The 13,287-nt window shown below is 32.2% G+C and carries 8 protein-coding genes and 3 tRNA genes; 5 read left to right on the top strand and 6 right to left on the bottom strand.

The annotated features are described in order from the left end of the window. Positions 1–62 precede the first annotated feature (62 nt). Positions 63–2,612 (bottom strand): ATP-dependent Clp protease ATP-binding subunit, encoded by a 2,550-nt coding sequence (locus tag IM755_RS11715; RefSeq protein WP_194097069.1) that lies wholly within the window; start codon positions 2,610–2,612, stop codon positions 63–65. Positions 2,613–2,865: 253 nt separating this feature from the next. Between IM755_RS11715 and gyrA the strand changes: the two genes are divergently transcribed. Beyond that, on the top strand, positions 2,866–5,415 hold the full coding sequence (gene gyrA, locus IM755_RS11720; protein WP_194097071.1) for a DNA gyrase subunit A: 2,550 nt from the start codon (positions 2,866–2,868) through the stop codon (positions 5,413–5,415). A gap of 54 nt (positions 5,416–5,469) precedes the next feature. Beyond that, positions 5,470–6,579 carry a hypothetical protein gene (locus IM755_RS11725; RefSeq protein WP_194097073.1) on the top strand — a complete coding sequence of 370 codons (1,110 nt, stop codon included), beginning with the start codon at positions 5,470–5,472 and terminating at the stop codon, positions 6,577–6,579. Between the two features lie 32 nt (positions 6,580–6,611). Here the strand turns inward: IM755_RS11725 and IM755_RS11730 are convergent, their stop codons facing one another. Together IM755_RS11730 and IM755_RS11735 are read right to left on the bottom strand one after the other, a co-directional pair. Next, complete coding sequence (locus IM755_RS11730) at positions 6,612–7,373, bottom strand: C40 family peptidase (RefSeq protein WP_194097075.1); 762 nt, start codon at positions 7,371–7,373, stop codon at positions 6,612–6,614. 86 nt (positions 7,374–7,459) lie between these two features. Further along, positions 7,460–8,638: an acetyl-CoA C-acyltransferase gene (locus IM755_RS11735; RefSeq protein ID WP_194097077.1), complete on the bottom strand. Its 1,179-nt coding sequence runs from the start codon at positions 8,636–8,638 to the stop codon at positions 7,460–7,462. A gap of 270 nt (positions 8,639–8,908) precedes the next feature. Between IM755_RS11735 and IM755_RS11740 the strand changes: the two genes are divergently transcribed. From IM755_RS11740 to IM755_RS11750, 3 genes are all read left to right on the top strand, one after another. Beyond that, positions 8,909–8,992: transfer RNA gene (locus tag IM755_RS11740), tRNA-Ser, on the top strand. 16 nt (positions 8,993–9,008) lie between these two features. Then, positions 9,009–9,083, top strand: a tRNA-Pro gene (locus tag IM755_RS11745). A 14-nt stretch (positions 9,084–9,097) separates the two neighbouring features. Further along, a tRNA-Arg gene (locus IM755_RS11750) sits at positions 9,098–9,171 on the top strand. A 338-nt stretch (positions 9,172–9,509) separates the two neighbouring features. Here the strand turns inward: IM755_RS11750 and IM755_RS11755 are convergent. The 3 genes from IM755_RS11755 to IM755_RS11765 all read right to left on the bottom strand — a co-directional run bounded on the left by IM755_RS11755 (position 9,510) and on the right by IM755_RS11765 (position 13,129). Then, positions 9,510–10,943, bottom strand: a complete 1,434-nt coding sequence (locus tag IM755_RS11755; RefSeq protein ID WP_194097079.1) for an AlbA family DNA-binding domain-containing protein — start codon at positions 10,941–10,943, stop codon at positions 9,510–9,512. A 169-nt stretch (positions 10,944–11,112) separates the two neighbouring features. After that, on the bottom strand, positions 11,113–11,961 hold the full coding sequence (locus IM755_RS11760) for a hypothetical protein (protein WP_194097081.1): 849 nt from the start codon (positions 11,959–11,961) through the stop codon (positions 11,113–11,115). Between the two features lie 154 nt (positions 11,962–12,115). Then, the gene (locus tag IM755_RS11765; protein ID WP_194097083.1) at positions 12,116–13,129 is read right to left on the bottom strand and encodes a hypothetical protein; all 1,014 of its coding nucleotides are present in this window, start codon (positions 13,127–13,129) and stop codon (positions 12,116–12,118) included. Positions 13,130–13,287: the final 158 nt, after the last annotated feature.

The following is a 13,287-nucleotide window of genomic DNA, read 5'->3' on the forward strand; positions in this document are numbered from 1 at the left end:
TAAAACTAATGTAGTATTTTTTTTAATACAATTATCATTTCGATACATAAAAAAAACCAAGCTTAAGAGCTTGGTTCTTCTAATTTTTTAATTTCTATTTTGAGTTCTTGTGCGGTTTCATCTAAATCCATGAAAATCTGATCGCCTTCGTGGATTTTATGTGTGATAATTTCCTCTGCAAGAGCATCTTCAACATATTTTTGAATAGCTCTTTTTAAAGGACGCGCACCAAATTGCTTATCGAAACCTTTATCTGCAATAAAATCTTTTGCTTTTTCTGAAAGTACAAGTGTATAACCTAAATCTTTCACTCGAGCATATAATTTATCCATTTCGATATCGATAATTTTATCGATATCGTGTTTTTCTAATGCATTGAACACAATAACATCATCAATACGATTTAAGAATTCAGGAGCAAAAGCTTTTTTCAAGGCATTTTCGATAATTCCTTTTGAATGTTCTTCGGTTTGTGCTTGTTTTGAAGCTGTTCCAAATCCAACTCCTGTTCCAAAATCTTTTAATTGACGCGCTCCAACGTTAGAAGTCATGATGATAATCGTATTTCTAAAATCAATTTTACGACCTAAACTATCGGTTAAATGTCCATCATCTAAAACTTGAAGCATCATATTGAATACATCTGGATGCGCTTTTTCAATCTCATCTAATAATACAACGCAATAAGGTTTTCTTCTTACTTTTTCGGTTAATTGACCACCTTCTTCATATCCAACGTATCCAGGAGGCGCTCCAACTAATCTTGAAATCGCAAATTTTTCCATGTATTCGCTCATATCAATACGAACCAATGCATCTTCAGAGTCGAATAATTCTTTTGCAATAACTTTTGCTAATTGTGTTTTTCCAACACCTGTTTGTCCTAAGAAAATAAACGAACCAATCGGCTTGTTTGGATCTTTCAAACCAGCACGATTTCTTTGTATCGATTTTGCGATTTTTAATACCGCTTCGTCTTGTCCAATTACCTTACCTTTAATTAGTTCTGGTAGGTGAGCTAATTTATTACTTTCAGTTTGAGCAATACGATTCACTGGGATTCCAGTCATCATAGAAACGACATCTGCAACGTTATCTTCTGTAACAGTTACTTTGTTGTTTTTAGAATCTTCTTCCCATTGTTCTTGAGCTATAGCTAAATCTTTTTCAATGCGTTTTTCATCATCACGAAGTTTAGCAGCTTCCTCGTATTTCTGTTTTTTAACAACGGTATTTTTAAGCTCGCGTACTTCTTCTAATTTCTTTTCTAATTCTAAAATTTGTTTCGGAACATCAATATTGATAATATGAACACGAGAACCCGCTTCATCTAAAGCATCAATCGCTTTGTCTGGAAGGAAACGATCGGTCATATATCTATTCGTTAATTTAACACAAGCCTCAATAGCTTCTGGAGTGTAAATTACATTATGATGGTCTTCGTATTTTGGTTTGATGTTATTCAAAATCGTAATTGTTTCTTCAACAGATGTTGGTTCTACAATCACTTTTTGGAAACGTCTTTCTAAAGCACCATCTTTCTCAATATATTGACGGTATTCATCTAGCGTTGTTGCGCCCACACATTGAATTTCGCCTCTTGCCAATGCAGGTTTAAACATATTGGAAGCATCAAGCGAACCAGTTGCGCCTCCAGCACCAACAATCGTGTGAATTTCGTCTATGAATAAGATGATATCATCATTTTTCTCTAATTCATTCATTACCGCTTTCATTCGTTCTTCGAATTGTCCGCGATATTTTGTACCTGCTACTAAACTTGCTAAATCAAGTGTAACTACACGTTTGTTGAATAAATTACGAGATACTTTTTTCTTGATAATTCGTAAAGCCAAACCTTCAGCAATTGCTGATTTTCCAACCCCAGGTTCTCCAATTAAAAGAGGGTTGTTTTTCTTTCTTCGACTTAAGATTTGAGAAACACGTTCAATTTCTTTTTCGCGTCCTACTACAGGATCTAATTTTCCTTCTTCAGCCATTTCAGTTAAATCGCGCCCAAAGTTATCTAATACAGGAGTTTTTGATTTTTTATTGGTCTTACTTCCTGATGAAGGATTGTTAAATGAGCTTTCCTTTAAACTGTCATCTTGTCCGGAATCGTCATTAAACGACTCTGCTTTTGGCAAGTTTTCTAAATAATCGTCTTCGTTTGTCATCATGGCTGTATACTGTTCTTTAACGGTTTCGTAATCAATTTTTATTTTGTTCAACAACTTGGTTGTTGGGTCGTTTTCATTGCGTAAAATACATAGCAATAGGTGAGCGGTACTAATTTCAGAATTATTGAATAGTTTCGCTTCTAAAAAAGTAGTCTTCAGAGCACGTTCTGCTTGGCGTGTTAAGTGAAGATTTTGTTTTTCTAGATTTTGAATACCATTTGGGTTAGCGGGACTTAAAATCTCTACTTTTTTTCTTAAGTGAGATAAGTCAACTGCTAAATTATTCAAGATATTAATAGCTTTTCCATTGCCATCTCGAAGTATTCCTAGCATTAAATGTTCGGTACCAATAAAGTCGTGACCTAGTCGTAAAGCTTCTTCTTTACTGTAGGTAATTACGTCTTTAACTCGTGGTGAAAAATTATCGTCCATAGCATTTGTAATATAAGTAAAAGTACAAAATTCTATAAGGAAATACAAAAATCATACCTTATAAAAGTACAGATAGGCTAAATGACAAAAAATATTTCAAAAATGAAAGTTTCTTTGAAGTGAATTATAAGCAATTTGTAAACAAAATTGTTAATAAATAGTCGAAATAAGTGTTTTAAAATTTGTGGTAAAAGTTCAAAAAGCTGTATATTGGCACGTTTTAGTACTAATATATAATTTAATATAAATACTTATGTCAGAAGGAGAAAAGTTAATTCCTATTAACATTGAGGAAGAAATGAAATCAGCTTACATCGATTATTCGATGTCTGTTATTGTGTCACGTGCACTTCCTGATGTTAGAGATGGTTTAAAGCCTGTACACCGAAGAGTTTTATTTGGAATGTACGAATTAGGAGTTCTTTCGAACAGAGCCCACAAAAAGTCGGCAAGGATTGTTGGAGAAGTTTTAGGTAAATATCACCCACACGGTGATACCTCAGTATATGATGCAATGGTGCGTATGGCTCAAGAATGGAGTTTACGCTACTTAATGGTTGATGGTCAAGGTAACTTTGGTTCTGTCGATGGTGATAGCCCAGCAGCAATGCGTTATACAGAAGCCAGAATGAAAAAGATTTCGGAAGAAATGTTGGCTGATATTGACAAAGAAACAGTTGATTTTCAATTGAACTTTGATGATACGTTGCAAGAACCAACAGTTATGCCAACAAAAGTACCAACTTTATTGATTAATGGTGCTTCTGGTATTGCGGTTGGTATGGCAACAAATATGGCGCCTCACAACTTGACTGAAGTTATTGATGGAACATTGGCATTTATCGACAATAATGATATTGAGATTGATGAATTAATCAATTATATAAAAGCACCGGATTTTCCTACTGGAGGAATTATCTATGGTTATGAAGGAGTAAGAGAAGCATTCAAAACGGGAAGAGGACGTATTGTAATGCGTGCAAAAGTTGGTTTTGAAGAAGTTAATGGTAGAGAAGCCATTATCGTTACTGAAATTCCTTATCAGGTTAACAAAGCTGAAATGATTAAGAAAACAGCGGATTTAGTTAACGAAAAGAAAATAGAAGGTATTTCAAACATTCGAGACGAATCGGATAGAAATGGAATGCGTGTAGTTTATGAATTAAAACGTGATGCAGTTCCAAATGTTGTTTTAAATACACTTTATAAATATACCCAATTACAATCTTCATTCAGTGTAAATAATATTGCATTGGTAAAAGGTCGTCCGCAAATGTTAAATCTTAAAGATTTGATTTATCATTTCGTTGAACACCGTCATGATGTTGTAGTTCGTAGAGCGCAATATGATTTAAGAAAAGCTGAAGAAAGAGCTCATATTTTAGAAGGTTTAATTATTGCATCTGATAATATTGATGAAGTAATCAAAATCATCAGAGCCTCTAAAGATGGTGATGAAGCTAGAGCAAAATTAATTGAGCGTTTCAAATTATCGGAAATTCAAGCGCGTGCAATCGTAGAAATGCGTTTAAGACAATTAACAGGTCTTGAACAAGATAAGTTACGTGCTGAATACGAAGAAATCATGAAATTGATTGCGTATTTAAAAGAATTACTTGCAAGTAAAGAAATGAGAATGCAAGTTATCAAAGATGAATTAATTGAGATTAGAGACAAATATGGCGATGAGCGTCGTTCTCAAATTGAATATTCTGGAGGTGATGTTAGTATCGAAGATTTAATTGCTGATGAAAGTGTGGTTATTACAATTTCTCATGCAGGTTACATCAAACGTACTTCATTATCAGAATACAAAACTCAAAATAGAGGAGGAGTTGGGCAAAAATCGGCTGGAACTAGAGATCAAGATTTCTTAGAGCATTTATTTGTGGCAACTAATCACCAATATTTAATGTTCTTTACTCAAAAAGGTAAGTGTTATTGGATGCGTGTTTACGAAATTCCAGAAGGAACAAAAACAAGTAAAGGTCGCGCAATTCAAAACTTAATTAATATTGAGCAAGATGATAAAGTAAAAGCATTCATCTGTACGCAAGACTTAAAAGACCAAGATTATATCAATAGTCACTATGTAATTATGGCTACGAAACAAGGTCAAGTTAAGAAAACGCCGCTTGAACAATATTCTCGTCCACGTCAAAATGGAATTAATGCTATCACCATTAAAGAAGATGATGAATTAATCGGGGCAAAATTAACTACAGGAAACAGTCAAGTTTTAATTGCTGTGAAATCAGGTAAGTTAGTTCGTTTTGAAGAAGAGAAAACACGTCCAATGGGAAGAACGGCTTCTGGAGTTAGAGGAATTACATTAGCCGACGAAAAAGATGAAGTAATTGGATTGGTTTCTATTGATAAAGATCATGTAAACGATTCTCAACTTTTAGTAGTTACTGAAAATGGTTACGGAAAACGTACTAAGTTGGTAGATGAAGACGGAGAAGATGTGTACAGAATCACAAATAGAGGTGGAAAAGGAGTAAAAACTCTTAACATTACTGAAAAAACAGGTCAATTAATTTCTATTAATGACGTTACAGATGAAGATGATTTAATGATCATCAACAAATCAGGATTAACCATTAGAATGAAAATTTCTGATTTACGTGTAATGGGAAGAGCTACTCAAGGAGTTCGATTAATTAACATCAAAGGAAATGATTCAATTGCTGCGGTAACTAAAGTACTTCGCGAAGATGAAGAAGTAGAATTGGATGAAAATGAAAATATTTCAGATGCTGAAAATGGCACAGATATTGATTCAACTGAAACACAAGAATAAATAGAAAGAGCCCAAATTTATTTTGGGCTTTTGTTTAACCCAGATTTTAAAATAATGAAAAAATTAGTATTAAGCGCAACGCTTTTATTATCAGTTGCTACATTTGCTCAAAAAGAGGAGCTAAAAGTTTTAAAGAAAATTTATGCTAAAGAAACTATTTCAGATAAAGATTTAGAGGCTTATAAAGCGGCAAGTACGGCTTTAGATGGCCTAGCAACAGAAGAGTCTGATAAAGTTTATGCAAAGTTTTATAGAGTTATGTATCCTACTGTAGTTTTAGCATCTAAAGGAGAAAAAGCTACAATGCAAGATCAAATGAAATTGTATAGCCCAGATTTTATTAGAGAATATGGTGCAGTAATTGATGAAACAATTGAGTTTGAAAAAAAATCAGGAAAAAAGATTTATACAGATGAATTGATTGAAGAAAAAAATCAATTCAAACAAACGTTAACAACATTGGCTTTAAATTTAAATACTGGTTCAAAGTTTAAAGAAGCTTCTGTTTTCTTTTATAGTTTATATCAATTTGATCCTAAATCTGAAGGAAAAGCATTGAAAAACGCAGCTATTTTAGCAGTTCAAAGTCAAGATTATAAATTGGCTCAAAAAATGTACGAAGAATATGCAGTAAGTGATTATTTAAATAACGGTACAACATTTTTTGCTGTTAATAAAGCAAATGGAGCTGAGGAAGAGTTTAATTCTAAAGAAGAAAGATCGAAATTTATAACAACTTTGGGAACTCATGAGAAACCTAAAGATGTCAAAAACAGTACCACAAAACCAGATGTTTATAAAATATTAGCGATTCTTTATTCATCAAATGGAGAAATTGAAAAAGCAAAAGTAACTTATGCTGAAGCTAGAAAATTATCCCCAAACGATGAAGAATTGAAAAAAGGTGAATTTGATATTTATTTCAATGCAGGTTATGCTGGTTTAGCAGAAGATGATAAATTAGTTACAGAGATTAATAATTCTAGGGCTGATAAAAAGAAATATGATTCATTAATGTTGAAAAGAAAAGAAATGTTTGCTAAATCATTACCAGATTTTGAAAAAGCATATTCTATCAATCCAAATGATGCCAATACAAAAAGCATTTTAAAAATGACTTACGAAATAATAGGGCAACCTGAAAAAGCGAAAGCAATCAACTAAAACAAAAAGTCCCGAATTAATCGGGACTTTTTTTATATTATTTTTTTAATAACTCTCAGTTTGTGTGTATGTCTGTTGACGTCTGCATTATAAATTCCTAAATGGTCTAAACGATCAATTCTTACTTTTCCTGAAGCGTGAATTATATAATTGTTTTCCATCATAATTCCTACGTGAATGATATTACCTTCTTCGTTGTCAAAAAAAGCTAAATCGCCTGGTTCACTTTCTTCGATAAAACTTAAAGCTTCACCTTGTGTAGCTTGTTGTGAAGCATCTCTCAAAAGTTTATAACCATTCAATTTGTAAACCATTTGAGTAAATCCAGAACAATCAATTCCAAAAGGCGTTTTTCCTCCCCACAAATAAGGCGCGTTCAAATACATGAAAGCTGTTTTGATTAAATCTGATTTTGATTTTTCTCCACAAACTTTCAAACCTTCAAAAGTATATTTACTTATATTAATTTCTTCATTATCCATAAAAGACAAAGAAGCGCCTAATGTAATTGAAGTTAATTGATTGTTTGGAGTTGTAATATATTCTACCAAATCCGCATTCAAAACAATAGGAGTATTGTTTAAAATTTGATATTGTTCTTCAGAAATAGCTTGATATTGCTTCGAGTCAATCCAACCGATATAGCTATCATATGCTATTTCCACCTGCACCCATTTGGCAGTCATTTCGATAATTTTAAAGTGTTCGCCAAAAAGCAATTGCGAAACTTGTTCGCTTCGATCACTGGCTTCTGCTCTTACGGGTACTATGGCTAAATTACAAATTCCAAACATGTTGGTTCAAAATAAGAAATGATGAATTAAGAATTTAATTACAAATGTAACTAAAATTCAAAATTCACCATTAATAAAATTATAAATTATGCTCTTTCAATAACAATTGCCGAAGCGCCACCACCACCATTACAGATAGCAGCCGCACCAATTTTAGCATTGTTTTGGTTTAAAACATTGATTAACGTAACGATAATTCTTGCTCCAGAACATCCAAGTGGGTGACCTAAAGAAACAGCTCCACCGTTTACATTGATTTTATCATTGTCTAATCCTAAGATTTGCGCATTAGCTAATCCAACCACAGCGAAAGCTTCATTAAATTCGAAGAAATCAACATCAGCAACTGTTAAACCAGCTTTGTCTAATGCTTTTGGTAATGCTTTTGCAGGTGCAGTTGTAAACCATTTTGGTTCTTGAGCCGCATCAGCGTATGATTTAATATAAGCTAAAGGAGTTAATCCTAAAGATTGTGCTTTTTCTTCGCTCATTAATACTAAAGCCGCAGCTCCGTCATTAATAGTTGAAGCGTTAGCAGCTGTAACCGTTCCTTCTTTTGTGAAAACCGCAGCTAATGAAGGAATTTTATCTAATTTCACATTAGTGAATTCTTCGTCTTTAGTAACTACGATAGCGTCACCTCTTCTTTGAGGAACTTCAACTGGAACAATTTCTGCATCAAATTTGCCAGCTTCCCACGCAGCTGCAGAACGCTCATACGATTGAATTGCGAAGTTATCTTGCGCTTCTCTTGTAATGTTGTATTCAGTTGCACATAAGTCAGCACAAACCCCCATAGCATTGTTATCGTATGCGTCAGTTAAACCGTCTTTTTGCATTCCGTCAACTAAAGAAGTTGGTCCAAATTTTACACCATTTCTCAAGTGAACGTAATGAGGAATCAAACTCATGTTTTCCATACCACCAGCAACTACGATTTCAGCATCGCCAGCCATAATAGCTTGAGCACCTTGCATAACGGCTTTCATACCACTAGCACAAACTTTATTTACTGTAGTACAAGCTACACTTTCCGATAAACCAGCGTATAAAGCGGCTTGTCTGGCAGGAGCTTGGCCGTTTCCAGCTTGAACTACGTTACCCATTAAAACTTCGTCAACTAATTTAGGGTCTAAATTGATTTTATTTAAAGCGCCTTTGATGGCAGCAGCACCTAATTTTGTAGCAGGTACACTAGATAAAGCTCCCATGAAACTTCCAATTGGAGTTCTTACGGCAGAAACGATAACTACTTTTTTAGTCATGATAGAAAGGTTTTTTTATTTGAATTGCGAATTTACTATTTTTATTCGAATTGAGGCAAGGTTTTTGTTGATATTCTAAGTTGAAATCGAATTTTATTTTGATATTAATAATTTGATTTCATTTTTAATGAAAAGCTATTGTATTGATTGTAAGCGTTTTTTTAGAAATTAGAAAAATATATTGAAAAAAACTCCCGAAAATGTTGTATAATTAAGAATGAAAATATACATTTGCAACCGCAAAAAAGATAAGTTCTTACAACAATAATAGGAGAGGTGCCGGAGTGGTAACGGAGCAGATTGCTAATCTGTCGACGGGTAACCGTCGCCAGGGTTCGAGTCCCTGTCTCTCCGCTTTTTTGTTTTTTTGCGGGGTGTAGCGTAGCCCGGTTATCGCGCCTGCTTTGGGAGCAGGAGGCCGCAGGTTCGAATCCTGCCACCCCGACGATAACAACTTTAGGTTGCGTAGCTCAGCTGGATAGAGCAACTCACTTCTAATGAGTAGGTCCCAGGTTCGAATCCTGGCGCGATCACTTAAATCCGTAACGTCTTGATTTTCAAGTTGTTGCGGATTTTTTTTGTGACCTACCTAAATTCATAACCCCTTCATTATCAGAAACTTAAAATTTTTGCAGTATTTCAAATAACGTATTTTTGACACGGTTTTGACACGCTATTAATTTAACGTGTCAGAGATTAAATTATTGTAAATGAAGGAATTTTTATTAATGATTAACGTCTAGGAGTTTGTTTAGGTTTCGTTTGAGAACTGATTATTTTCTGTTAATGATAAAATTTGATAAGAAATTTATATATGTGTCAATCACAAAAATTCGGATTCTTATCAAATGCTTTTTAGTAGCTCTGTACTTTATTTTCTAAATCGATCTCTTATTTTTAACATAATCTCATTAAATTTAATATCAGAAGAATCAGGTAATCCAATACCTTCGAGAACAATTTTTGCAATATAAAAAAAAGAATCTCCCTTTTCTATATCTATTTCATAATGATTACCATTAACAAAAGTTGGAATTTCAACTGTTTCTTTAGGAGCTATTGGTACGTTATACAGTTTTATCTTTTCAAGATAGTCATCATCATCAAAAAAAACAAACTTGCGCCAAGTAGATGTCAATTTAGCTCTAAATCCGATTGGATTTTTAATTTCGTAATTATTATCTCTGAGTATGTTTTCATAAGTAGTTGTAATTATTAAAATTGTAAAGATTAAATCTACTCCATCAATCATTTTTATGTAATCTGAAAAATCTGTTTCAATTCTTCTGCCTGTTATTTCCGATTTTATAGAGATTTCAGGCCAATCGTCAAAATATTCTTCCATTTCGTTAGGATAAAAATTATCTTGAAGATATTTAATTACTTTTGAATCAATATAATAGTCAGGAATGTTTTTTAAATTAAATTCCCTGATTGGAATAAAAAATTTTAAACCACCATTTCTAAACAATTCTGCTGTAGTAGATTTGTAAATATGATTATTTTTATTTAATGGTCTTATAATTAATGAGTCTTGAGAACTATAAATACTGTTAAAATTTAAACCAAGATTTATGCTAGTTTTATCATCGTCTTTACCAAAAGTAAATTCTACACCTTGATAAAATCTATTGGCAACATTTTTAAAAAAATCTGACGTATAAAATTCATCAAATTTATAATCATTAAAAGGCTTTGGAAATAAATAGAGTTCTAAATATGATTGATCTGATTCAGATTGACCTTTTGTTTCTCCAAAATTATTAATGCAGCTAAATCTTTCTATTGATTTTTGATATTCTTCGGTTTTTTCTTGAAGCTTTTCAATTATATATCTGTCTTTTATTGGGTTGCTTTGATTATTTTCTCTTTGATAAATAATCCCTTGGCTGTTTATGTATGGTGGAGTTGGACTTTCTTCAATTAAAATTATGAAAACATATTTTCCATTTTTTAATTTTACAGTTTTAAAATGAAATATTGGTTTTGGATATATATTTTCTGCGATTATTTGAGAAATTTGGTCAGTTAAGTTTTTATATTGACTAATGTCAATTCCACATAAATCCGTAGCAATATTTTTATCATTTGAATCAACACCATAAAATAACCACCCACCTTTTGTATTAGCAAAGGCAGAAATTGATTTTGAAATTTTAAGATTATCAAATTTTTCAGTTTTTTTGGGAAAATCGGATTTAAACTCAATATACCAGCCTTCGGATATTGAATTATCTATTAGTTTTTTAAGCTCATTTTCATCTAAATCAAATAAATCTTTTGAGAATGGTGAATATTTTATCATATAGTTTTGATTTTTTGAGATTGTATATTTACTAACATTCTAAGTATTGGTGTAGGATTAGCAACTTAGAGCGATTATTTTTACTAAGTTGAGATTTTCCAACGGAAAATCGAATGTTGTTTTTTATTGATTAGTAGCTATTGTGCCAAACCGTTGTTAGCTCAGGCTCTTATATAATTTCGAATTGAACTCCAGTGATTTTTGAAATAGGTTTGTAAGGAAACCATCTAATATTTAATTTAAGTTTTTCATTAGCCCCAACTGTTTCTACAATACAGGGAGTACCATTTTTGCTTTTAGACTCCCAAAGTAAGTTCATAAGTTCTTGAGCTTCTTGTTGGTAATGTTTGTATGTAAGATTATTTATATTTTTATTTATCTCTTTCAAAATTTCGAATTTTTGATCGATTAAAGGAATGATGTCAAATAAATCTTCTTTGTTATTTAATTCTTGTTTAATAATTACTCCCCAAGAATCATAATTTAAAAGCAACTCATTCTTTACAAGGCAAAGTTTTAATGAGTTTCCTGTTTGACTAGCTGTCGTAGATAATGAACCTGCAGGAAGACCACAATGCTGAGCATAATTACGTAATTTATATAGAAATCTATATGAGAAGTTTTCATCATATGCCTTACTTGTTTGTGTTTTAAAATTCAAAAATTCTTCAGAATTTGAACCATATTCTCTTTTTATGCGAGTTTCTGTGTGGTCTAAATAGGTTCTAATAGAAGAAAGAATATTTAAGATATGTCTGTTAATATCTAAATATAAGTTTTCAAATTCATTACTATTAACACCGTTATCTAAACTTTTTACAGTTTTGCTAATTTTTGCTTTAAAGTCGAAATAATTTAAATCAACGATTTTGTATAAGTTTTCATTACTTTCTAATCTCATTAAAGAAGTTATATAATTGGAATATTTTCGGAATTCTTCTTCACTAAACTCTCTAACCATCCACAAATCAGGTTTTTCGAAAGTTGAAAGTGAATATGTGATTGTTTCTGTCTTCATTTTTGTTTTAAACTTGCAACTAACGTTCCGCCCCTTCTCGTCAGTTGCGAAGTTCGGAACTTTATATTTTCTGTTAAAGATAGAAATTCTTGCGAAACGTAAACGTGAACTTACCACAAAATTCGCAATTGCGAGAAACGGCTGTTACCAGTAGTTATTGTAATTTTTTCATCATAAACTCTTGTGTTAGCTTTATGATATTTTCTCTTGTATGACTTAAAACATCATCTTCTTGGTTGCAGATAAAATAAATATATTGTTCAGTAATTAGCGTTGGAGGATTAACACCAAACATTCTAAACCATAATTCTCTAAAACTATTTCTGTAAAATGAAAGTGTGTGCTTTACTTTTTCTTTTCTAATCATTTCTTTTAGAAAAGCTTTTCTTTCGACATTATGCATTATCCTTACTTTGAATTCCTCTTCATTATAATTAGCAAATTTTTTAAATTGAGCATTATTTAAATCATAGAAATCAAAGAATTTTACGTCGTCGATTGATTCGTAAAATTGAATTACAAAATCGTTCAATATCGCAAGATTTGGTTTTCTGTCACTCGTGAATCCCACAAAGTTTGATGTATATTCTTTTTCACCACCAAGAGTTTCCAAATATGTTATACTTAATGGAAATTCCTTAAGTTCTTCGTCTGAAACCTTTGCATGATTTAGTATTATTAAACGTAATTTTTCAAATACCTCTGGCGATAATTTAAAGGCTTGTTCACAAACTGCTGTTCGCCAAATCTGAATAAAAAAGAATAATCTAATAATCCTAATTTCTTTAAAATCTAATTCTTCATTTTCGCTAATCTCCGCGCCTCTTAATTTAGGTAGAATATTATCTATAAATCCATCTTCTATTTCAGTAAAAGTTGCTTCACACTGTGTACAGAAAATATAGTCAACAGAAAAAGGGATTTTCTTTGCTTGTTCGATTTCTTCTTCTGTGGCTTCACGGCCTAAAGTTTCCTCTAGTTTTTTTATCGAAGTTTCACGTTGAAAATTGAATTCTACAAAAGCTGAGTCATTAGATAAATCAAAATAAAACCCTGTTTCTCTTTCATTTCCACCGTCTAGGTTCAAACAACTTCTTATAATTTTATCTGTAAAATAATGTGTGTTTTTTTTGTCGGCTTCTCTGATTGTACATAAAGGACATTTCATATTATAAGATAAAGTCGTTAATAATTACTGGTAACGTTCTGCGGCTTGCTCTCAGTGGCGTTGCACCAACACCAAGCCATTACAAATATAACAAAACATTCCATTCAGCAGCGGATTTTCCGTAGGAAAATCCGGAAGTAGCCATTGAAGCAAACCGC

Origin of the sequence: Flavobacterium proteolyticum (genome assembly GCF_015223105.1) — a bacterium.
In the GTDB taxonomy this organism is placed as follows: domain Bacteria; phylum Bacteroidota; class Bacteroidia; order Flavobacteriales; family Flavobacteriaceae; genus Flavobacterium; species Flavobacterium proteolyticum.